Raw genomic sequence first — 20,367 nt, 5'->3', positions numbered from 1 at the left:
GGTTCCGGCACCGCCGCTCGCCTCGAGTGGCAAAGTCCAGTTCAGGAACAGGCACTCAGGACTCCTGGCGCGCGGGAAACGCCCGGCGGGCAATCTGGTCGTAGTCGGTGCCCGCGGCGGCCGGGTCGTCCCGCCCCGCCCTGGTGCCCAGCCAGGCGCAGCCGAACCCGAAGGGCACCGACACCAGCGCCGGGATGGTCAGCGGGAACACGGCCGCGGCACCGAGCACGTCCGGGCCGAGCGCGACCAGCCCCACCGCCGAGACCAGCCCGCCGACCAGGCCGGAGACCGCGCCCCTGCGGTTGAACCGGCGCCAGTAGATGGTCAGCAGCAGCACCGGCATGGTGGTGCTGGCCGCGACCGAGAAGGCGAGGTTGCCGAGGAAGGCGACGTTGAGGTCCTTGGCGGCGAAGGCCATCAGCATCGCGATCACCGCGATCCCCGCACCGGCCACCCTGCCCACCAGCAGCTGCCTGCCCCGCGGCACCGCGCCGCGCCGGAGCACGGTGGTGTAGAGGTCGTGCGCCACCGCACCGGAGGAGGCGATGGAAAGGCCTGCCAGCACGGCGAGGATCGTGGTCATCACCACGCCCGCGACGATCGCGAACAGCAGGTTCCCGCCGAGGGTCTCGGCCAGCCGGGGCGCGGCCAGGTTGCCTGCCTCGTTGTCGGCGGTGATCGTGTCCCTGCCGACCAGGTTCAGCGCGGCGTAGCCGAAGATCGGCAGCGCGCAGAAGAAGAACGCGTAGATCCACATCGCCACCTGGATCGACTGCCGCGCCGCCCGCCCGTTGCGCACGGTCAGGAACCGCACCATGACGTGCGGCAGTCCCATCATGCCGAGCACCATGCCCAGCAGCAGCGAGATCGTGTCCAGTGAGCCGGTGAGATCGCCCTGTTGTGGCGCGATCACCTCGGCACCGAACCGGTCGGCGGCCTCCTGCATGGAGCCCAGCGGGTTACCGCCGGTCTCGGCGGTAACCAGCACCAGCAGGGCGAACACCGTCCCGATCAGCAGCACCGCCTTGAACACCTGGATGTAGGTGGTGCCGACCATGCCACCGAGGAAGGTGTAGAGGGTCATCAGCGTGCCGATCACCAGTACCGCGACCGGGAAGCTCACCCCGAGCAGCAGCTGCGCCAGCAGCCCTGCCCCGATGAACTGGATCACCATGTAGATAATGCTGATGACCAAAGTGGACAATGCCATCACGCCACGCAGCCCGCGGCCTTCGAACCGGGCGGCCACCGCGTCGGCCATGGTGTAGCGCCCGAGGTTACGCAGCGGCTCGGCGATCACCAGCAGCATCAGCAGGTAGGCCGCGGGCACCCCGACCGCGAGATAGAAGCCGTCGAAGCCGCCAAGCGCCACCGCGCCGGTGATACCGAGCAGGGCCGCGGCGGACAGCTGGTCACCCGCCAGCGCGAGCCCGTTCTGCCAGCCGCCGATGCGGGATGAGGCCACGTAGTGGTCGTCGGCGCTGTTGTTTCGCCGGGATGCGTAGCTGGTGAGTACCAGGGTGACCGCGATCAGTGCCACCACGATCAGTACCGCGGGCACGTTCATCGGTCCCCTCCCCCGCGCTCGGCCCGGTTGGCCCAGCCGCAGAAGGCGACCGCGCCCAGCACCGGGAGCACCATCACCGCGAAGCCGACCAGGTAGCCGATCCCGACCCCGTGCACCACGCCGTCGAGCAGGCTGGTGAACGAGGTGAGCACCGGGAACGTCAGGAACCCGACGAGGGTGACCGCCGCGGCGGTGAGCGCGACCCGTTTCCTGCGGCGGACCGCCGCATCGGCCCGTTCGCTGTCCACTGTGTCCGTACCGCCCTGGTCGCGGGCCTTTCCGGTCGTCACCGTGCCTCCTCGATACCGCGTCGTATCCGGCGGGGCACAGCATCGAGTAGCCGCCCGGAACGGCGAAACCCGGCTATTCCGGCCAGTGAAACGGATCAGGCGAACGGGAGGCCGACGTAGTTCTCGGCGAGGCTGGTGGCCGCAGCCGTGGACTCTGCGGTGTAGCGCAGCTGCGCCAGCTGCAACTGGCGCTGGAACGGGTCGTGCCCTGGGAAGCGGTGCAGCATCGAGGTCATGAACCAGGAGAAGTGCTCGGCCCGCCACACCCTGCGCAACGCGGTATCCGAATAGGACTCTACGAGGTCGGTTTCGTTGTGCGCGAGCAGCCGTTCCAGCGCGCGGGCCAGCAGGCTGACATCGGCGACGGCGAGGTTCATCCCCTTGGCCCCGGTCGGCGGGACGATATGCGCCGCGTCCCCGGCGAGGAAAAGCCGTCCGTACTGCATCGGGGAGGCCACGAAGCTGCGCATGGTGCTGATCCCCTTCTCCCGCAGAGGCCCCTCGGGCAGCCCGGACTCACCGTCGAGGGCGAGCCGGGTGTGCAGTTCGGACCAGATCTTCTCGTCCGGCCAGTACCCGATCTCCTCGTCCGGGTCCACCTGGAGGTAGAGCCGGGTCAGCCGCGGTGACCGCATCGAGTAGAGCGCGAACCCACGCTCATGGTGGGTGTAGATCAGCTCCTCGTGCACCGGGGGCGCCTCGGCCAGGATGCCGAGCCAGGCGAAGGGGTACTCGTGCTCGTGGATGGTCAGCTCGCCTCCCGGGATGGCCTGCCTGCTGACGCCGTGGAAGCCGTCGCAGCCCGCGACCACCGCGCACTCCAGCTCCCGCGGCCTGCCATCGGCGTCGGTGAAGGTGATCGAAGGCCGGTCCGTGGTGAGCCCGTGCGGGGCGACGTCCGCGACCTCGAACAGCAGCTCCCCTCCGGCCTCCAGCCGGGTCGCGATCAGGTCCTTGACCACCTCCTGCTGGCCGTACACGGTGATCGACTTGCCGAGCAGCTCGTCGAAGCCGATCCGGTGGTCGGCACCGTCGAACCACAGGGAGATCCCGTGGTGCGCCATGCCCTCGGCGTCCATCCGGGTGCCGAGGCCGACCTCGCGCAGCAACTCGGCCGTCGGCTGCTCCAGCACCCCGGCCCGGACCCTGCGCTGCACGTAGTCCCTGCTGCGTGCCTCCAGCACGACCGAGTCGATCCCGTGCAGGTGCAGCAGATGCGACAGCAACAGGCCCGCGGGCCCAGCCCCGATGATTCCCACCTGCGTACGCATGCACCAACCTCCGTTTCGCTCGACCATGCCGGGGCCATCGTGCCCGCTGCCCCGTGCCAGGGCCGACCGCACCCTTCCGCTGAACGGAAACTCCGACCGGCCGCGAGCGGACCGATCGGTTACCTTCCACTCAACGGAAGCGATCGAGGAGTTCAGGGACATCGAATGGCAGGCAACAGCACCCGCCCCGGCCAGCCGGTCACCGCCCGCGCGCTCGCCCTGCTCAGCGCCTTCGACGTGGCTCACCCGCGGCTGACCCTGTCCGAGATGGCGCAGCGCGCCGGGCTCCCGCTGGCCACCGCGCACCGGCTGGCCGCGGAGCTCGCGGCCTGGCGCGCGCTGGACCGCGACGACGAGGGTGGCTACCGGATCGGCCTGCGGCTGTGGGAGATCGGCCTGCTCGCCCCGGTGTCCAGCAGGTTGCGCGAGACCGCACTGCCGTTCCTGCAGGAGTTGTACGAGTCCAGCAGGGAGAACGTGCACCTCGCCGTGCGGGACGGGTTCGACGCGCTGTACGTGGAGAAGCTGTCCGGGCACCGCTCGGTGCCGATCGTCTCCCGGATCGGCACTCGGCTTCCGCTGCATCCCACCGGGGTGGGCAAGGCCCTGCTGGCGTACGCCGACGCCGCGCTGGTGCGGGCCTACTGCGAACGCCCGCTGCCCCGGTTCACCCGGTACACCATCGCCGAGCGCGGCAGGCTGCTGCGCGAGCTCGAACTGACAAGGGAACGCGGGCACGCGCAGACCAACGAGGAGATGTCGCTTGGCTCCTGCTCGGTCGCGGTGCCCGTCCTGCAGGCCGACGGTACCCCGGTGGCCGCACTCGGCCTCGTGGTCCACTCCAGCCGCGCCGATCTGCCGAAACTGGTTCCGCCGCTGCGCGCAGCCGCCACCGGGATCGGCCGCAGGCTGGCCGAAACGGGCGGGGACGCCTTTCGGCCAGTGGAACGGCAGGCGTGACAGCCCGCCGTGGAGGTGGTCACAGTACGGCCCATGACGCTGCTGGACACCGCTATCTGGACAGGCAAGATCGCAGGCGAGGGCTGGCGGACCGGCAGCGGCGGGGACCGCGCCGTCGTCGAGCCCGCGACCGGGACCGAGCTCGGCAGGCTGGGCATGGCCGGAGCCGAGGACGTCGGCCGCGCAGCGGAGGCCGCAGCCGCCGCGCAGCGGGACTGGGCCGCCCGCCCGTACCACGAACGGGCCGCGGTGCTGCGCCGCGCGGGCGAGCTGTGGCAGCAGCACGCCACCGAGGTGCAGGACTGGCTGATCGCCGAGGCCGGTTCGGTCCGGGCCAAGGCAGGCGTGGAGACCGATATGGCCGCGCAGGAGTGCTTCGAGGCTGCCGCGCTGACCTCGGCGCCCCAGGGCGAGCTGCTGCCGTCGGCGCAGGACCGGCTTTCCATGGTCCGCAGGATTCCGGTGGGCGTGGTCGGGGTGATCGCCCCCTTCAACTTCCCGCTCGTCCTTGCCATCCGCTCGGTGGCTCCCGCGCTGGCGCTGGGCAACGCGGTGATCCTGAAGCCGGACCCGCGCACCGGGGTCAGCGGTGGGGTGACCCTGGCGCGGATCTTCGAGGAGGCAGGGCTGCCGGAGGGCCTGCTGCACATGCTGCCGGGGGAGGTGGCGGCTGGCGAGGCGCTGGTGACCGACCCGCTGGTGCCGGTGATCTCGTTCACCGGATCCACCGGCGCGGGCCGCAGGGTCGGTGAGCTGGCCGCGCGGCACCTCAAACGCACCCACCTCGAGCTCGGCGGGAACTCGGCCATCGTGGTACTGGACGACGTCGACCTTGACGCCGCGACCGGCCTGGGCGCCTGGGGATCGTTCCTGCACTCCGGGCAGATCTGCATGGCCACCGGGCGGCATCTGGTGCACGAGAGCCTGCACGAGGAGTACGTGGAGCGGCTGGCGGCAAGGGCGGACGCGCTGCGGGTCGGCAATCCCGCCGCCGAGGACGTCGCGCTCGGACCGATCATCGACGCAGGCCAGCGGGACAAGGTGCACTCCCTGGTCCAGTCCACTGTGGACTCAGGGGCCCGGCTGGCGGCGGGCGGCAGCTATCAGGAGCTGTTTTACCGGCCGACGGTGCTGTCCGGAGTGGATATCGAGATGCCTGCCTACGCGCAGGAGGTGTTCGGGCCGGTTGCCCCGGTGCTGCCCTTCGGCACCCCGGAGCAGGCCGCCGCGCTGGCCGCCGACAGCGAGTACGGGCTCAGCCTCGGCATCGTGACCAGGGATGTGGCCAAGGGACTCGCGCTGGCCGAGCGGATCCCGACCGGCATCGTGCACATCAACGACCAGACGGTGAACGACGAGGCGGTGGCTCCGTTCGGCGGGATCGCGGCCTCCGGAACCGGTAGCCGGTTCGGCGGGACAGGCGCCAACATCGAGGCGTTCACCGACACCCGGTGGATCACCGTGCGCGGCGAGCCTGCCCGCTACCCCTTCTAGCCGGTCGATCACTAGGGCCAGAGCAGGGTGGCGCCGCGGGTGAGCCGGGGCAGGGCGCCGACCCCGCCGCGGCCGGTGCTGGGCCGGACCAGGCCCGCGCGCACGGCCACCCCGGCGGCCTCCCCGCGCGAGGCGCAACCGAGCTTGCCAAGCAGCCGCTCCACATAGGTCTCCACCGTGCGACGGCTGACCACCAGCTCGTCCGCGATCGCCTGGTTGCTGAGGCCGGCCACGATGCCGGTTGCCACGTCGACCTCGCGGCCGGTCAGCCCGAGCTCGTTGGCGAAGGGAGTGCTGGCCACCACCACCCCGCTGCGGTTGGTGTCCACCACGTTCAGCATCGCCGCCCGGTGCCAGCCTGCCGAGTCCGGCCACAGGAAGGCCAGCCAGGCCGCCGACATGACCCGGAAGGTCTCTGCCAGCTCCACGACGCGCGGGTCCCTGGCCAGCGGGCTGGGCTCGCGCCCGGTGAGCGGGAGGAACTCCCCGCCGGGCACGAGCCTGCTCGCCGTCCACTCCCGGCCGAACCGCCCGTCCAGCTGCGGACAGCGCAGCGGGTCCACCCGCCGGGCCAGCGCGGGCCCGACCTGGGCGACGAACTCACGGGCCCGCTCCCCGAATGCCTGCCGAACCGGAGCGTTCAGGTGCAGCATTCCCACCCGGCGGCCACCCTCGGAACGCAGGGTCGCGGACAATCCGTCCTCGAAACCGGCTGGTCGCAATTTTTCCTGATAATGCGGGGAGGCGCGAAAATGCTGCGGCATATCGTCCATCAGCAACGGCGTCCTGGAGGCGAACAACTGCACGCCCCACCGGGTTCGGGGCAGCGCGTGGGCCAGATCCTGGGAAATCGACTTCCGATAGCCACGCTCCGCGACCACCACGAACCTGCGCGCGATCGGGTCCCATCCGGTCACCTGCGCCGCGCACACCTCGGGGATCGCGCTGGCCAGGGCCTCGAACATCTCCTCCCACTCGACCTCGGCGGCCGTGCCCATCGCGTAACCGATCCGCATCGCAGCAGCAACACAAGAAGGCTCCATCGCCGCTCCTCGCGGATATCCGCCGAAATCCTGTCCGCACAACCGGATATGCGGGACAGGAAACATACATTCGGCGGACAAAACTGGTCAAGCGCTCAGCTCCGCTCAGCCGCGGTCCAGCGCCACGGCCGAACGCGGTCCCTCCGGGTCCACCACCTCCCGGTCCAGCCACAGGTCGGCCACCGCGGCACGCAGTTCGGACCCGTGCTGCTGCGCCAGCCGCACGGCAGCGATGTTCTCGGCGAGCTGTTCCTGCCTGCTGGCGCCGAACAGCACCGTGCTGGTCGCCGGGTGGGTGAGGCAGAACGCGACCGCGGCCTGCGCGGGCGTGACTTCGAAGGAGCGGGCTATCTCCGCCAGCCGCCCGGCAGCCTCGGCGATCCCGCCGCGGATCCCGCCGGGATCCTTGCCGATCATCCGCTCCGGCTCCAGGTTCCCGGCGAGCATCCCGCCCTCCAGCACGTCGGAGGCCTCCAGGGTGATGCCGATGTCCTCGGTCAGCCTGCGAAACGGTGCTCCGTCCGGAATGGACCGGCGGACCACGCTGTATTTCAGCTGGGCCAGCTGCGGACCAGTCACCCCGGCGGCCACCGCGGCCTCGTGCGCGGAGCGGATATCCGCGCAGGCCCAGTTGTTCACTCCCCAGGAGCCGAGTTTGCCCCTGGCGACGAGGTCACCGAGGTCCTCCACCAGCCGCGGCAGATCCAGCTCCAGGCCGGCGATATCGCCGAGCACGGCGAAGTCCGCGTAGTCGGTACCGACCCGCAGCAGCAGCTCGTCCAGCTGCGCGGAAAGCGATTGTTCCGGGTAGTTGTTCACCCACAACTTCGCCGAAAGGAGGTAATTTTCCCGCGGCACACCCGCGGCCCGCATGATCTGACCGAACAGTACGTCGGTGAACGTTTCCGGAACACGTTTACCGTCCACGACGAGGCCACCGTAGTAGCCGACGTCGAAGAAATTGATTCCGCTGTCGACCGCGTACCGCAGCATGGCGACCGCGTCGGTGAACCGCATCCGGTCGTAGGTGTGCCAGGAGCCCAGCGACAACACGGAGACCTCCGGGCCCGTGGTGCCGATCCTGCGGTGTGGAACCTTCATGCCTTTCCTTCCGTGGCTGTCAGTGCCTTCTCGACCTCGGCGGTGCCGAGGTCGATGCCGAACGCCCTGCGCAGCGCGCTCGCGGCCCGCTCGTGCGCAACCGCCGAGACGCTGAGCTGCTCGGTGAGCAGCGCGAAGAAGCCGTGGATCTGCCCCGGGTAACGCGCCAGCTCACAGGGCACCCCCGCGGTGAGCAGGCGGTGCGCGTACTCCTCGCCCTCGTCCCGCAGCGGGTCGTACTCGGCGGTCAGCACCAGCGCGGGCGGCAGCCCGCCGAGGTCCTCCGCGGCCAGCGGCGCGAGGTAGGGGTTGGCCAGATCGGCGGCATCGCGCGGATACTGCTCGAAGAACCACTCCATGCTCGCCTTGCTGAGGAAGTAGCCCTCCGCGAAGTCCCGGTAGGAGGCGCGCTGCTCGCTCGGCGGCGCGGTCACCGGGGAGGCCAGCAGTTGCAGCACCAGGCCCGGCCCGCCGTGGTCGCGGGCCATCAGCGCGCTGACCGCGGCGAGGTTGCCGCCCGCGCTCTCCCCGCCGACCGCGATCCGCCTGCTGTCCACCGCCAGCTCGGCGCCGTTGGCTGCGACCCAGCGCACCGCAGCGAAGGCGTCCTCGGCCGCGGCGGGAAAACGGTGCTCAGGAGCCAGCCGGTAGTCCACCGAGATCACCACGGTCGCCGCCCGGCGGCACAGCGCCCGGCAGGTGGCCTCGTTCTCGTCCAGGGAACCGATCACCCAGCCACCGCCGTGGAACCAGACCAGCGCCGGGAACGGGCCCTCGCCATCGGGCCGGTACACCCGGATCCGCAGGTCCCCTCCCGGGCCGGGGATGTCCCGCTCGTAGCGCTCGCCCACCGGCTCCGGATCGCGCGGCGGGCGCCAGGACCGCGCGAACCGCTCGCGCATCTGCGCGGGTGACAGGGCACCCGGTTCCAGGGTCTCCGCCGCGGCCTCGCCTTCGGCGATCACCGCGCGGGCTTCGGGATGCAGGGGCATCAACACACTCCTCACTCACTCACGAACCACCGCAGTACGTTCGCGGTCACCCGCGACACGTCGTTGTCGTCCGCCGCATGCGACAGCGCGCCACACCAGCCGATGGAGCCGGTGGCGAACACCGCGCCGCCGCCGGCCGTCCGCAGCAGGGTGAGATCGGCCCTGCGGTCGTCGACCGGATCGGCCTGCGGATGGCCGAACGCCGGGCCGGTGTAGGCGGACATGTACTCCTCGCCGAGCATCGCCCTGCCGAGCAGGGTGATGTCCGGCGGCGACCCGAGCAGCAGGTCGATGCCGTCGGTCTCGAAGGAGGCCGCACCGTCCAGCACCGAGCCGTACCCGCCGAGCGGGGCCGAGCGGTCCACCCCGGCGAGGATCCGGTCCACGGCGGGGTCGGCGGCGTCGCCGCCGTCGGTCAGCCGGTAGGCCGCGCCGGTGGTCATCCCGGCCGCCGTGGAACCGATGCCGAACAGGGTGTGCGGGGAACGGCCGCGCTCGGCCCACAGCCCACCGGGCTCACCGGTGCTGGCCAGGTGCAGCTCTCCCGGCTCGGCCTCCCAGGTACGCACCCCGGAGAAGCCCCGGCGCAGTTCGGCGATCTGCCCGCGGTCGCCTGCGATGGCGGTGACCCAGTAGGCGCCGTTGCCGCCGAGGTACCCGAGCTTGCCACCACTGTCCACATAGGAACTCATCGCGTCCAGCATGGGGCCGGTCCAGTACTCGGGATGGCTGCCGGTGAGCACCGCCCGGTACTCGCCGAGCGCCGGGGCGCCCTCTGCGTCCAGGTCGTGGTCGGTGAGCAGGTCGAAGGCGAAGCCCTGGCGCTCCAGCCAGCCGATCAGCTGCACGTCCTCGCTGTACTGGTGTGCCGCGCCGAGGTAGCGGAACAGGTGGTCATCGCGCATGCCGAGCAGCGGGCGCAGCGAGGAGGCCGTGCACACCCCGCTGCCGTCGGTGTGCCGGTCATAGAGACTGTGCAGGAGGTTGTCCCTGGCGAACCGGGCGGCCACCTCACGCGGATCCTCCGGCCGCACCGGCTGGCGCAGGTGGTCCAGCGCGTAGGCGAGATAGCTCAGCGTCGGTACGAGCAGCACCAGCGGCGCCTTCTCCGCGTCCCGCCGCGGGCGCACGAAGAACGGCACCCTGTCCACCCCGTCCGCTGTGCACAGCTCGACCGCGTAGCAGCCCGGCTCCAGGTCAGCGGGCAGGTCCGCGGTGAACGCGGGGTCCCAGCCCGCGTCGGCGAGGTCGTCGGAGTGGAAGTGCACCGCGCCGTAGCCACGGTCGGCATGCCGCCAGTCCAGCACCTCGCCGGTCCAGTCGTGCCCGGTGACCGCGCGCAGTGGCCGGTTGTGCAGCCACCCGTGGTGGCCGCCGACCGTTTCCAGCATGCGCTCCCCGCTGATCTCGCAGGCGAGGTCCCAGCACGCGGTCGCGCCCAGCCCGGAGGGCGACGCCTGCCCCGCGGCCAGCTCGGTCAGCTCCCCGGCGTCCGGAACCCGGTCGAACACGCAGGGCGCGTCCACCTTGCCGTCCAGGTTGTCCACCACCGTGCCGGCCGCAGCGCGGCCGCCGAGCAGCAGCGGCGCCGGGCCCGGGGTCAGCTCGCCCAGCGGCGGGACATTCGCCTGCAGCAGGCGCCCCTCGCTGGCCAGCGGGTCACGCGGGAGCACAAGCAGGTACGCGCCCCGCGCCGGGTCGTAGCCGCCGGCGAGCAGGTACCAGCGCCGCGGCCGCAGGGGCAGCTCGCCGTCCACCGCGACGACGCCCTCACCGGTACGCGCCTCGAAGGCCGGCCTGCCGTCGGAGAGCAGGTACAGCGCCGCGTACGGCCCTGCCTCCGGCTCGCCCTGGCTCAGCACGGCGGCCCGCTCCCGCGGCAGCGCGGTCGGCCACAGCCAGCTGACGAAGCCGATCGCGGCACCGAGCGGTGGCGGGGCCGGGACGCGGCCGAAGGAGCCGAAGTCGAAGTCCTGGTGCGGCAGCCGCACCGAGTCCGGGGCGCCCGCGGGCACCGGGGTGCGCACCGGCCGACCGCCGTCGTGGCTGATCCGCAGCACCCGCACGGCGCACTCGGGGCTGCGGGCGCTGGCCGACACCGCGATCCGCTCACCGGGCCGCAGGGAGAACCGGTCGGTGTAGCCGACGACCGGGGCGGCGCTGTGGTCCACCGGGCGGCGGGTCATGACACGCTCCCCAGCAGCTGGCCGCCCTCCACCGGCAGCACGGTGCCGGTGACGTGCCGGGACTGCTCCGAGGCCAGCAGCAGCACCAGCGGCACCAGATCGGCAGGCTCGGCGATCCGGCCCAGCGGGATACGGGACAGCCACGCCTCCCGCGCGGCGGGTTCGCTCAGCGCCGCGCTGGTCAGCGGGGTCCGCACCGGGCCGGGGGCGATCGCGTTGACCCGGATCCGGTATGCCGCCAGCTCCAGCGCCGCCGATCTGGTCAGCGCGTTCACTCCCGCCTTGGTCGCCTCGTAGTGCCCGAGCCCCGCGGTCGGCTGGAAGGCGCCAGCGGAGCTGAGATGCACGATCGACCCGCCGGTCCCCGCCTCGGCCATGGCGTTGCCAACGGCCCTGGTCAGCAAGAAGGTGCCGAGCAGGTTCACCTCCAGCGCGGCGGTGAAGGCCGCGACCGGCAGCGAGCGCAACGGGCCCGCGCCGCCGACCACGCCTGCGCTGTGCACCAGCACCCCGATCGGCCCCAGCACCCGGGTGGTCTCCGCGACCGCTGCGGACACCGAGTCCGGATCGCGCACGTCCAGCCCTATCCCGAGGCCGTCGATCTCCGCGGCCAGCTTGCGCGCCGGCAGCTCGGCAAGGTCGGCGACGGCGACCCTGGCGCCGCGTTCGGCGAACGCCCTGGCCACCGCGCCGCCGATCCCGCCTGCCGCACCGGTGACCAGCACCACCGTGCCCGCGAAACCGGTATCCTCGACCGTCTCCGCCATGCCGCTCATGCCGCCTCGGCGATCATCACCCGGGGGCTGCCGGGCAGCGCCCTGGTCTCCAGCCAGCTCCAGCCGGTGGCCGCCAGCCAGTCCCGCACCTCGGACTCGGGGTACACCACGGTGCCGTCGACCACCAGGTACTCCCCGGCGAACAGCGGGTCCAGCCTGCGGCCCTCGGCCGGGTCGAGCAGGAAGTCCAGCAGCAGCAACCGCGCCCCGGTCTCCGCGGCCCGCCGTGCCTTGGCCAGGATCAGCCGGTTCTGCTCGGCGTCGTAGCGGTGCGCGACGTGCTCCAGCAGCACCAGGTCGTACCCACCGGGGATCGGGTCGATGAGCACATCGGCATCGTGGAACTCGATCCGTTCCCCGCCACCGCGGGAAGCCGCCTTGCGGGCCGCTTCCAGCAGGTCCCCCGTGGCGACGAAGCTGCCGTGCAGCGCGGGGTTGCGCGCGGCGGCCTCGGTGAGGAACGCCGGGGTGAGCCCGGCGAGGTCCAGCATCCTCCGGTGACCGCCGAAGTCGTAGTGCTCGGCAAGCAGCACGGCGTGCAGCGAGTTGTAGGCCTGCACCCCGCTGAGGAACACCTCCCCGGCCTCACCGTTGAGGTCGAAGGGCACCGGGGCCGCGGTGCGCACCGCGCCCGCGTAGGACTGCCAGTGCGGGAAGCTGAGCCGGTCCCAGAAGGTCAGGAACCGCCGCAGGTCGGGGCCCTCGCCGCGGCCGCTGAGATAGGCGTCGGCCGCCGCCGAGTTGCGGTAGCGGCCTTCGGCCCACTCCACCAGGCGCAGGCCGACCATCGCGTCGGCGAGGATGCGCACCGAGCGTTCCGGCAGCTCGAGTTCCTCGGCGAGCTCGGCCGAGTTCAGCGGGCGCTGCGCCAATGCCGCGAACAGGCCGTGCTCGCTGGCGGTGAACAGCTGTTTCGCCGCCATGAAACCGGTCGCGGCGTGCAGGATCGGTCCGGGGTTGGCGGGGGTCATGCCGGCTCCTTCTGGTCGAGTTGCGGGGAGATGACGGCTTTGGTTGTGGTCATCGCCGCCATCGCGGCGAGGGCCGTGGTGGCGTCCGCGAGCCCGGCCGGTGCGCCGAAGGCCGCCGAGAAGTCGAACCGGTCCCGGAAGGACTCCAGGAACCGGAGCGCACCGTCCAGATCGGAGACATCGCCGTTGAGCGAGCCGAGCACCTGGATCTCCCGGCTCATCACGAGGTCCAGCGGGAGCGCGCGGGCGTCCGGGCCGGCCAGCCCGACCACGACGTGCCGCCCGCGTTGGCCGCACATCAGCACACCCTCGTGGTTGGCGGTGGGGCCGCCAGCGAAGTCGAGCACCAGGTCTGCTCCGCGTGGCCCGGTCAGCTCCGCCACCCTGGCCACCCTGGCCTCCGGCTCGGCCAGCTCCCGCACGGAGACCACCTCGTCGGCGCCCCAGGCGCAGGCGACGGCCAGCCGTTCGGCCGGGGCGCCGACCGTGACCACGAGTCCGGCTCCGCCAGCCCTTGCCAGCGCCGTGCCGAACAGCCCGAGCGGTCCTGCGCCCTGCACCACCACGGTCTCGCCGTGCCGGATCCCGCCCGCACGCCGCACCGCGCGCAGCGCCGTCTTCACCGCGCAGCCCGCGGCCGCGGCCCAGTCGTGCGGCATGTCCGGCGGGACCACCAGCCTGGCCGCGCCCGGCGGCAGGTAGCAGTACTCGGCGAGACCGCCGGTGACATACGGCGGCCGGTCGGCCCGCTGCCGGAACCCGTAGCCGCGGTCGGCGCACAGCACCGGTTCGCGCAGCACGGCGCAGCCGTGGCAGTGCCCGCAGGTGGACTCCGACCACACCAGCCGGGTGCCGATCTCCACCGGGCGGCCACGGGCGTCCCTGCCCGCGCCCGCGCCGAGCGCGACCACGGTGCCGACCATCTCGTGCCCGAGCACGATGGGCAGCTCCACCCCCGGCATCCCGCCCTGCCACAGGTGGGCGTCGGTTCCGCACAAGGTGGTGCGGTCGATCCGGACCACGGCGGCACCGGGCTCGGGCTCGGCAGGCAACGGCAGCTCCTCCAGCACCAGCGGCTGTCCGTACTCCCGCAGCACGGCGGCCCTGGTCGTGGCCGGGCTCATCGCGGGCTCCCCGCGGGCTCGGTGGTGTGGTCGGCGAGGAAGTCCAGCACCTGCCGCCAGGCGTGCGCGCAGACCTGATGGTGTTCGGTGGACCCCCCGTCGAAGAAGGAGTGCGGTGCGTCCTGGTAGAGCTGGAACCGGTGTGGCACCCCCGCCTCGGTGAGCTCGGCCTCGAACCGGCGGGCCTCCTCTTCCGGGGTCAGCACGTCCGCGCCGGCAGCCAGCACCAGCAGCGGTGCCCGCATCCGCGGTAGCAGCTCGCGGCACTCCTCGGGACGCCCGTAGAAGCCGATCGCCCCGGCAAGGTCCTCGGCCAGCGCGGACTGGCCCCAGGACAGCGCCCCGCCGACGCAGAAGCCGACGGTGAAGGCCGAGCTGATCTCGCCGAGCGCCCCGGAACGCAGGTACTCCAGCGCGGCACGGATGTCCGCCGCGGTGTGGTCGGGGCGCAGCTTCGCGATGTGCTCGAACCCGTCGAAGTCCGCGCCGCGCCGGTCACTACTCGCGGTGCGGCCGTAGTAGTCGATGGCCAGCGCGGCCACCCCGGCCTGGGCGAACCGCCGCGCCAGGTCACGGTAGAAGTCGTGTAGCCCGCGCACATCCGGCAGCAGCACGATGCCGGCCCCGCTGCCGCGCTCCGGCACCGCACGGTAGGCCAGCACGCGGTTTCCGTCCGCCGCGCGCAGGGTGAGATCGCCTGCCCCGGCCACCGCCACCGGGGCACCCGGTGGCACCGGCGGCCGGGATCCTTCACCGTGACACATATCGTTTCTGTCCTTTCCAGACTGTCAAGCGAGCTCGTCCCAGCGTTCCTTGCGCCGGCTCCACACCAGGACGACGAGGATGGCCACGAAGGGCAGTACGCCGCGGTACTCCTGGATCTCCGACCAGGTGCTGGCCACGCTCTGCAGAATGCCGAGCGCCATCCCGCCCACCAGGGTCAGCGGGAAACTACGGAAGGCACCGACCAGCGCGGCCGCCAGCGCGGGAGTGATCAGCAGCGCCTGCGAGCCGAAGTCGCTGGCGAACTGCCCCGCGATGATCATGATCGCCAGCGCGCTGGCCGCGCCGGTGATCGCCCATACCGCCATCGCCAGCCGCGGCACCGGGATACCGATGAGCTCCGCGGTCTGCGGCCGCTCGGCCAGCGCGCGCAGCAGCACGCCGATCCTGGTGTGCCGCAACAGCAGTACCGGCACGATGGCGAACAACCCCGCCAGCGCCAGGGTGATTACCGCCATCCAGGTCACCACCACGTTGCCGAGGGTGAAGGCGGGTGTGTCGAAGGGCTTGGGGAAGCGGTGCGGGTGCTGGGCCCCGAACAGCCGCAGGCCGAGCGCGATGAACGAGGTGTACATCGCTACCGTGACGGCCGTCTTGATGCCCTCACCAGCCCCGGAGAACCAGCGGACCATCACCAGCCCCACCAGCGCGTGCACCAGCGCGCCCACGCCGAGCCCGGCGAGCACGGCCAGCCACAGCGGCCACCCCTGCTCGACCAGCAGCACCATGGCGAAGGCGCCGAACGCACCCACCGCCGCCTGGGCGAAGTTGACCACGGCGACCAGCCGGTAGGTGAGCAGGATGGAAAGCCCCATCAACGCGTACGCGCCCCCGGTGACCAGCCCCGCGATGGCCGCGGAAAGCTCGAGCACGGTGACCTCCTATCCGGCGTGTTTGCCGTCCATTGACGTGTGTTTGCCGTTCCCGCGCACGCGTTGGCCGTCCACGCGCACGCGTTGGCCGTTCCCGCACGGAACCGGGCGTTCAGCCCCTCGGCAGGGTGATGAACTCGGGGGTGACGACCTTCCACTGGCCGTCCTCCAGTTGCACGATCTTGGAGGCCTGGTTGGGCGCGTGGCTCTCGCCATCGCCGAACACCCATGGCGTGCCGAGCATCGGGTGCTCGATCGGCTCCATCTCGCGCAGCGCCTGGTTCACCGACTCCCTGGTGACCTCGCCCTCGATCGTCTTCAGCACCTCGACCATGAACGTCGCCGAGAGGTAGCCGCCCTGGGAGAACGCCGTGGCGGGCGAATCCGCCCGCTGCACCGTCTCCCGCCAGGCCTGGTTCGCCTCGCTCTCCGCGGTGTACGGCTCGAACTCGCTGCCCGCGTAGACGTTCAGCCCCAGCCCGGAAGCGGCCTCGGCCACGCTGTCGGTGTAGGACGGCGCCAGCAACAGGAAGTCCACATCGGTCATACCCTGGGTGCTCGCCGCCTGCAGCCACGGGATGACCAGCTGCTCGGTCGGGTTGAACAGCACCGCGTCGCACCGCGCCTGCTTGGCCCGCAACAGGTACGGCGTCATATCGCCGCTCTGCTGCACGCTGAGGTCGCTGAGCGCGAGCTCCTTGCCGGTCAGCTCGGACCACCGGCCAAGCGCCTGGTTCACCGCGTCCTCGCTGCCCGGCAGCACCACGGTGAAGTTGCACACCCGCTGCGCGCCCAGCTGCTCCGACGCGTACTGCAGCACCGCGGTCATCAGGGTGAACGGGCCGACGTTCACCGGGGCGATGTTCGGGCTCTGGAAACACTTCGGGCTCGCCCCGATCGCCATCACCGAGCTGATCTGCGCCTGCTGGTAGAAGCCGCCGTTGACATCGCAGTCGGTGAAGCTGGCCGAGCCCGCCATCGCCACAACGCCATCATCCAGCAGTTCCCGCGCCACCTGCGCGGTCCGCTGCGGGTTGCCGGCATCGTCCTTCACGATGTACTCGACCTGGCGGCCGTTGATCCCGCCGGCCTCGTTGACGTCCTCGAACACCTGCTTCGCCGTCTCCACCACGTCGGTGGTGACGAAGTTCCCGGTCAGCCCGGCGATCGAGCCGATCTTGATCGTGTCGCCGCCGCCGGAGTCGCAGCCTGCCAGTGCCGTGGCCGCGACCGCGGCGGCCGCCACCAGCGCTGCCGGACGTCGCATCGTTACTCGCATCGGTCCTTCTCCTATCGGGTTTCCGGGGTCTTGTTCAGCTCAGAACCCCCCAGGTAGGCCGCGAGCACGGCCTCCTCCCGCAACACCTGCTCCGGTGGCCCCTGCGCGATCACCCGGCCGAAGTCGAGCACCACCAGTTCGTCGCAGACCGCCCGGACCAGCTCGATGTCGTGCTCGATCAACAGCACCGAGGTGTCGGAACGCTCCGGGATCTCGGCCAGCCGGGAGGCCAGCAGCCGGGTCTCGCCGCTGGAGTGCCCGGCGGCTGGTTCGTCCAGCAGCAGTACCGGTGGCGCACCCGCGGCGAGCCCCGCCACCTCCAGCAGCCTGCGGGTGGCCACGTCCACGCCCTCCATCGGCACGTGCGCGGGCGGGCAGCCGAACCAGGCCAGCTGCTCGTCGATCTCCTCCTTCGGCAGCCGCTTTCCCGCCGCGACCTGGAGGAACATCCCGACGTTCAGCGCGTCCGGTACCCGCAGTTGCTGGAAGCTGCGCCGCACTCCGGCGCGGGCCCGCCGGTGCGCGGGCAGCCCCTCCAGCTTCCGCCCGCCGAGCACCACCGATCCGCCGTAGGAGTCCACGAAGCCGGTCACCGCGTTCACCAGGGTCGACTTGCCAGCGCCGTTCGGGCCGACCAGCCCGACGGTGCGGCGGGCAGGCACGGAAAGGCTCACCCCGTCCACCGCGGCCAGGTTGCCGAACCGCACTCGCAGATCCCGCGTCTCCAGCACCGGCGGACGGTCCTCCTCGTCCACACCGGACTCCTGACTCCCTGACCGCCGCGCGGAAACCGGTTCGGTCCGCGCCGGTGCCATCGGCTTCGGCTGTTCCTGCTCCCGCGCCTGGCGCTTGGCCAGCTTGGCGCGGCGCCGGGACCGGATGTCGTCGGTCTGGCTCTTGCCGTGCCGCAGGATCAGGATCGCCGCGACGCCGAAGAACATCGCGCTGAGGTCCTGCGGGATCCCGATCTGGTCGATCAGCACCGGGAAAACCGCGCCCAGCAGGCCGCCAAGCAGCGCGCCCTCCGGGTTGTGCGTGCCGATGAACAGGGCGATGGCGAAGAAGGAGACCGAGGTCGCGGAGGTGAAGTTGGTCGCGGAGACCACCCCGAGCTGCCCCGCCATCAGGCCACCCGCGATCCCGGCGATGAACGCACTGAGCGCGAAGGCCGCCAGCTTGCCGCGGGCGACGCTGATCCCGTGCGCGGCCGCGGCCCGCTCGGAGTGCCGGATCTCGATCAGCACCCCGCCGATCCGGCTGCGGTCCAGCTTCCACAGCAACACGAACAGCGCGGCCGCCACCAGCGCGGCGAACACGAAGTACTCGCTGTCGGAGGTGAAACCCTCCGGCCTGGCGACGAAGTCGAACTCCTCCTGCCCGGGGAAGTTGATCGCGCCGAACACCACGTCCAGCGAGGTGGCGAAGGCGAAGGTGGCCACGGCAAGGCTCATCCCGCGCAGCCGCAGCGCGGGCAGTCCGATAGCGAGGCCGGCCACCACCGCGGCCAGGCCGCCGAGCAGCAGCCAGACCAGGAAACCACCGGGAACATCGCCCACGTTGGCCCAGCCCACCGTCCAGGCGCCGATGGCTGCGAAGGACATCTGGCACAACGAGATCACCCCGGCCCGCCCGGTGATCACACCGAAGCTCTGCATGACCACAATGGACACCACGGCCCCGGTCAGCAGGAAGGTGAGATACGAGGAGGCCGCAAGGTACACCAGCAGCACGGCCACCCCGCCGAGCAGCAGGGAGAGGGTCAGCGGGCGGGTGGTGGTCAGGGACTTCATACCTGGCTCCTGGTCGGGTCACCGAGGTAGAGCGCGCGCAGCAGCTCCTCGTCCTCGAGCAGTTCGGCACGTTCCCCCTGGAAGACGACCTCTCCCCTGGCCAGCACATAAGCGTGGTCGGCGACCGAGAGGGCGAGCGCGGCGAACTGCTCCACCAGCAGCACGCCCACGCCGGTCGAGGCCAGCTCGCCCACCGCGCGCGCGAGCCGCTCGACCACCATCGGCGCCAGTCCCAGCGACATCTCGTCGATCAGCAGTACCTTCGGCCTGCCGAGCAGCGCCCGGCCCAGCACGAGCATCTGCTGCTCCCCGCCGGAGAGCAGGCCCGCGGCCACCGCCCGCTGCTTGCCCAGCTCGGGGAACAGCTCGAAGGCCTCCTGGATACTCACGTCCCGGCGGCAACCCGCCCTGAGATTGTCCACAACGGACAGTTCGCGGAACACGGTGCGGTTCTGTTCGACGTGCGCCACCCCGGCACGCGCCCTGCGCCAGGGCCGGGTCTTCTCGATCCGCTGCCCGGAGAGCCGGACCTGGCCGGAGGCGACCCGGACCGCGCCCGAGATTCCCTCCAGCAGCGTGGTCTTACCGGCTCCGTTGGCCCCGAGCACGACGGAGACCTTCCCTTCCGCCACGGCCAGGGACACGCCACGGACCACCGGCAGCCCGGAGCGGTGGATCGTCACGTCCTCGACCTCGAGCAGGTCCATCCCGCTCACCCCCGCACCGGCTCGCCGAGCCCGGCGGCCGCGGCCACGGCATCCACCGCGGCCCGCTGCGCGGGCTGCAGGTCCTGCTGCGCCATCGCGCTCACCAGCGGCAGGAACGGGTCCGGCACGGTCCGCTTCCCGCGCAGGGTCTCCAGCACCGCCAGGCCGGAGAACGGGACATAGGCGGGGTTGTAGCCACCCTCGTGCGACATCACCAGCCGCCCCTCGCAGACCTCGTCCGCCACCCGCATGGCCAGTTCGGTGAGTGTGCGGAAGCCGTCCGAGGTCACCATCTGCCTGCCGAGCGGGTCCATCGCACCCGCGTCGAAGCCGCAGGCCACAAGCAGCAGGTCCGGTCGGAACCGCCGGATCGCGGGCAGGCAGACGGTGCGCATGGCGTACTCGTAGCCGCCGTCCCCGGTGCCAGGTGGCAGCGGCAAGTTCACCGTGCTGCCCCGGCCGGCACCACTCCCCCGTTCCTCGACCGCGCCGGAGCCCAGTGGGAACACGTTGTCCTGGTGCACCGAGATGGCCAGCACGTCCGGGTCGGAGTAGAACACCGCCTGGGTTCCGTTGCCGTGGTGCACGTCCCAGTCCAGCACCGCGATCCGGCGCGCCCCATGTACCTGCTGCGCGTGCCGGGCGGCGATCGCGATGTTGTTGAACACGCAGAAGCCCATGCCGCTGCCCGCAAGCGCGTGGTGACCGGGCGGGCGGACCAGCGCGTAGGCGTTGTCCACCCGGCCGTCGAAGACCGCGTCGACCCCCTCCAGCACCGCGCCAGCCGCCAGCGCGGCGATCTCGTAGCCACCGCGTCCGAACGGCGAGATCCCGTCCCCCGCGTCCCCGCCGGCCTGGTCGCTGTCGGCCTGGATCCGGTCGATGTGTTCCCGCTCGTGCACCCTGCCGATCTCGGAAACGGTGGCCTGCCGCGGTGAGAGGCGCACCAACTCCTCGATCAATCCGGAAACCACCACCAGCTCGTGAATACGCCGCTTGGTGTCCGGATGCTCGAAATGCCACAACGGCTGCACGCCCTGGCGCGGGTCCGGCGGGAAAAGGCCTGCCGCGCTTCCCGGGTCGTACCAGCCGAACATCTCGTGGTACAGGTAGCCGGTCGTCATGCGTACCTCCGGTGTCTGCTTGACCGGAGATCCTTCG

General features: G+C 71.5%; 18 protein-coding genes. 2 read left to right on the top strand and 16 right to left on the bottom strand.

Annotated elements, in window-relative coordinates; translation table 11 throughout:
* Nucleotides 1–55 precede the first annotated feature (55 nt).
* The 3 genes from KOI47_RS15035 to KOI47_RS15025 all read right to left on the bottom strand — a co-directional run bounded on the left by KOI47_RS15035 (nt 56) and on the right by KOI47_RS15025 (nt 3,128).
* Nucleotides 56–1,567 (bottom strand): solute symporter family protein, encoded by a 1,512-nt coding sequence (locus KOI47_RS15035; RefSeq protein WP_216216581.1) that lies wholly within the window; start codon nt 1,565–1,567, stop codon nt 56–58.
* Nucleotides 1,564–1,857 (bottom strand): DUF485 domain-containing protein, encoded by a 294-nt coding sequence (locus KOI47_RS15030; RefSeq protein ID WP_216216580.1) that lies wholly within the window; start codon nt 1,855–1,857, stop codon nt 1,564–1,566. The genes KOI47_RS15035 and KOI47_RS15030 overlap by 4 nt, the downstream gene beginning before the upstream one ends.
* 95 nt (nt 1,858–1,952) lie before the next feature.
* Complete coding sequence (locus tag KOI47_RS15025) at nt 1,953–3,128, bottom strand: 4-hydroxybenzoate 3-monooxygenase (RefSeq protein ID WP_216216579.1); 1,176 nt, start codon at nt 3,126–3,128, stop codon at nt 1,953–1,955.
* A 165-nt stretch (nt 3,129–3,293) separates the two neighbouring features.
* Here KOI47_RS15025 and KOI47_RS15020 point away from each other — a divergent pair, with 165 nt between their 5' ends.
* Together KOI47_RS15020 and KOI47_RS15015 are read left to right on the top strand one after the other, a co-directional pair.
* On the top strand, nt 3,294–4,088 hold the full coding sequence (locus KOI47_RS15020) for an IclR family transcriptional regulator (protein ID WP_216216578.1): 795 nt from the start codon (nt 3,294–3,296) through the stop codon (nt 4,086–4,088).
* Nucleotides 4,089–4,121: 33 nt separating this feature from the next.
* Nucleotides 4,122–5,582 carry a benzaldehyde dehydrogenase gene (locus tag KOI47_RS15015; RefSeq protein WP_216216577.1) on the top strand — a complete coding sequence of 487 codons (1,461 nt, stop codon included), beginning with the start codon at nt 4,122–4,124 and terminating at the stop codon, nt 5,580–5,582.
* A gap of 11 nt (nt 5,583–5,593) precedes the next feature.
* On the opposite strand, the gene KOI47_RS15010 is transcribed toward KOI47_RS15015, so the two are convergent.
* The 13 genes from KOI47_RS15010 to KOI47_RS14950 form a co-directional block, all read right to left on the bottom strand.
* Entirely contained in the window at nt 5,594–6,598 is a 1,005-nt protein-coding gene (locus KOI47_RS15010) for a LuxR C-terminal-related transcriptional regulator (RefSeq protein WP_232376747.1), read from the bottom strand.
* 132 nt (nt 6,599–6,730) lie between these two features.
* Nucleotides 6,731–7,726, bottom strand: coding sequence for an aldo/keto reductase (locus KOI47_RS15005; protein WP_216216575.1), 996 nt, complete (start codon nt 7,724–7,726; stop codon nt 6,731–6,733).
* A complete protein-coding gene (locus tag KOI47_RS15000; protein WP_216216574.1) occupies nt 7,723–8,718 on the bottom strand; it encodes an alpha/beta hydrolase in 996 nt (331 codons plus the stop codon). The genes KOI47_RS15005 and KOI47_RS15000 overlap by 4 nt, the downstream gene beginning before the upstream one ends.
* Nucleotides 8,719–8,729: 11 nt before the next feature.
* A complete protein-coding gene (locus KOI47_RS14995; RefSeq protein ID WP_216216573.1) occupies nt 8,730–10,904 on the bottom strand; it encodes a N,N-dimethylformamidase beta subunit family domain-containing protein in 2,175 nt (724 codons plus the stop codon).
* Entirely contained in the window at nt 10,901–11,680 is a 780-nt protein-coding gene (locus tag KOI47_RS14990; protein WP_232376746.1) for an SDR family NAD(P)-dependent oxidoreductase, read from the bottom strand. The genes KOI47_RS14995 and KOI47_RS14990 overlap by 4 nt, the downstream gene beginning before the upstream one ends.
* Nucleotides 11,677–12,651, bottom strand: a complete 975-nt coding sequence (locus KOI47_RS14985) for a methyltransferase (protein WP_216216572.1) — start codon at nt 12,649–12,651, stop codon at nt 11,677–11,679. Before KOI47_RS14985 ends, KOI47_RS14990 begins: the two co-directional genes overlap by 4 nt.
* Complete coding sequence (locus tag KOI47_RS14980; RefSeq protein WP_216216571.1) at nt 12,648–13,775, bottom strand: zinc-binding dehydrogenase; 1,128 nt, start codon at nt 13,773–13,775, stop codon at nt 12,648–12,650. The genes KOI47_RS14985 and KOI47_RS14980 overlap by 4 nt, the downstream gene beginning before the upstream one ends.
* A complete protein-coding gene (locus tag KOI47_RS14975) occupies nt 13,772–14,509 on the bottom strand; it encodes a dienelactone hydrolase family protein (RefSeq protein WP_216216570.1) in 738 nt (245 codons plus the stop codon). The genes KOI47_RS14980 and KOI47_RS14975 overlap by 4 nt, the downstream gene beginning before the upstream one ends.
* A gap of 54 nt (nt 14,510–14,563) precedes the next feature.
* Complete coding sequence (locus tag KOI47_RS14970; RefSeq protein WP_216216569.1) at nt 14,564–15,430, bottom strand: branched-chain amino acid ABC transporter permease; 867 nt, start codon at nt 15,428–15,430, stop codon at nt 14,564–14,566.
* A gap of 112 nt (nt 15,431–15,542) precedes the next feature.
* The gene (locus tag KOI47_RS14965; RefSeq protein WP_216216568.1) at nt 15,543–16,697 is read right to left on the bottom strand and encodes an ABC transporter substrate-binding protein; all 1,155 of its coding nucleotides are present in this window, start codon (nt 16,695–16,697) and stop codon (nt 15,543–15,545) included.
* Between the two features lie 23 nt (nt 16,698–16,720).
* Entirely contained in the window at nt 16,721–18,499 is a 1,779-nt protein-coding gene (locus tag KOI47_RS14960) for a branched-chain amino acid ABC transporter ATP-binding protein/permease (protein ID WP_216216567.1), read from the bottom strand.
* Nucleotides 18,496–19,206 (bottom strand): ABC transporter ATP-binding protein, encoded by a 711-nt coding sequence (locus KOI47_RS14955; RefSeq protein WP_216216566.1) that lies wholly within the window; start codon nt 19,204–19,206, stop codon nt 18,496–18,498. The genes KOI47_RS14960 and KOI47_RS14955 overlap by 4 nt, the downstream gene beginning before the upstream one ends.
* Nucleotides 19,207–19,211: 5 nt before the next feature.
* Entirely contained in the window at nt 19,212–20,330 is a 1,119-nt protein-coding gene (locus tag KOI47_RS14950; protein ID WP_216216565.1) for a class II histone deacetylase, read from the bottom strand.
* Nucleotides 20,331–20,367 lie beyond the last annotated feature (37 nt).

It is taken from the genome of Amycolatopsis aidingensis, from assembly GCF_018885265.1.
Taxonomy (GTDB): Bacteria; Actinomycetota; Actinomycetes; order Mycobacteriales; family Pseudonocardiaceae; genus Amycolatopsis; species Amycolatopsis aidingensis.
This window is presented reverse-complemented; position numbering and strand designations above follow the sequence as displayed.

What these genes read in the sequence shown, in the direction of transcription:
- KOI47_RS14980 (WP_216216571.1), bottom strand. Translation starts at nt 13,775, where the DNA reads ATGAGCCCGGCCACGACCAGGGCCGCCGTGCTGCGGGAGTACGGACAG.
- KOI47_RS14955 (WP_216216566.1), bottom strand. Translation starts at nt 19,206, where the DNA reads ATGGACCTGCTCGAGGTCGAGGACGTGACGATCCACCGCTCCGGGCTG.
- KOI47_RS14950 (WP_216216565.1), bottom strand. Translation starts at nt 20,330, where the DNA reads ATGACGACCGGCTACCTGTACCACGAGATGTTCGGCTGGTACGACCCG.
- KOI47_RS14990 (WP_232376746.1), bottom strand. Translation starts at nt 11,680, where the DNA reads ATGAGCGGCATGGCGGAGACGGTCGAGGATACCGGTTTCGCGGGCACG.
- KOI47_RS15020 (WP_216216578.1), top strand. Translation starts at nt 3,294, where the DNA reads ATGGCAGGCAACAGCACCCGCCCCGGCCAGCCGGTCACCGCCCGCGCG.
- KOI47_RS14960 (WP_216216567.1), bottom strand. Translation starts at nt 18,499, where the DNA reads ATGAAGTCCCTGACCACCACCCGCCCGCTGACCCTCTCCCTGCTGCTC.
- KOI47_RS14985 (WP_216216572.1), bottom strand. Translation starts at nt 12,651, where the DNA reads ATGACCCCCGCCAACCCCGGACCGATCCTGCACGCCGCGACCGGTTTC.
- KOI47_RS15015 (WP_216216577.1), top strand. Translation starts at nt 4,122, where the DNA reads ATGACGCTGCTGGACACCGCTATCTGGACAGGCAAGATCGCAGGCGAG.
- KOI47_RS14995 (WP_216216573.1), bottom strand. Translation starts at nt 10,904, where the DNA reads ATGACCCGCCGCCCGGTGGACCACAGCGCCGCCCCGGTCGTCGGCTAC.
- KOI47_RS14965 (WP_216216568.1), bottom strand. Translation starts at nt 16,697, where the DNA reads ATGCGACGTCCGGCAGCGCTGGTGGCGGCCGCCGCGGTCGCGGCCACG.
- KOI47_RS15035 (WP_216216581.1), bottom strand. Translation starts at nt 1,567, where the DNA reads ATGAACGTGCCCGCGGTACTGATCGTGGTGGCACTGATCGCGGTCACC.
- KOI47_RS15005 (WP_216216575.1), bottom strand. Translation starts at nt 7,726, where the DNA reads ATGAAGGTTCCACACCGCAGGATCGGCACCACGGGCCCGGAGGTCTCC.
- KOI47_RS15000 (WP_216216574.1), bottom strand. Translation starts at nt 8,718, where the DNA reads ATGCCCCTGCATCCCGAAGCCCGCGCGGTGATCGCCGAAGGCGAGGCC.
- KOI47_RS15010 (WP_232376747.1), bottom strand. Translation starts at nt 6,598, where the DNA reads ATGCGGATCGGTTACGCGATGGGCACGGCCGCCGAGGTCGAGTGGGAG.
- KOI47_RS15025 (WP_216216579.1), bottom strand. Translation starts at nt 3,128, where the DNA reads ATGCGTACGCAGGTGGGAATCATCGGGGCTGGGCCCGCGGGCCTGTTG.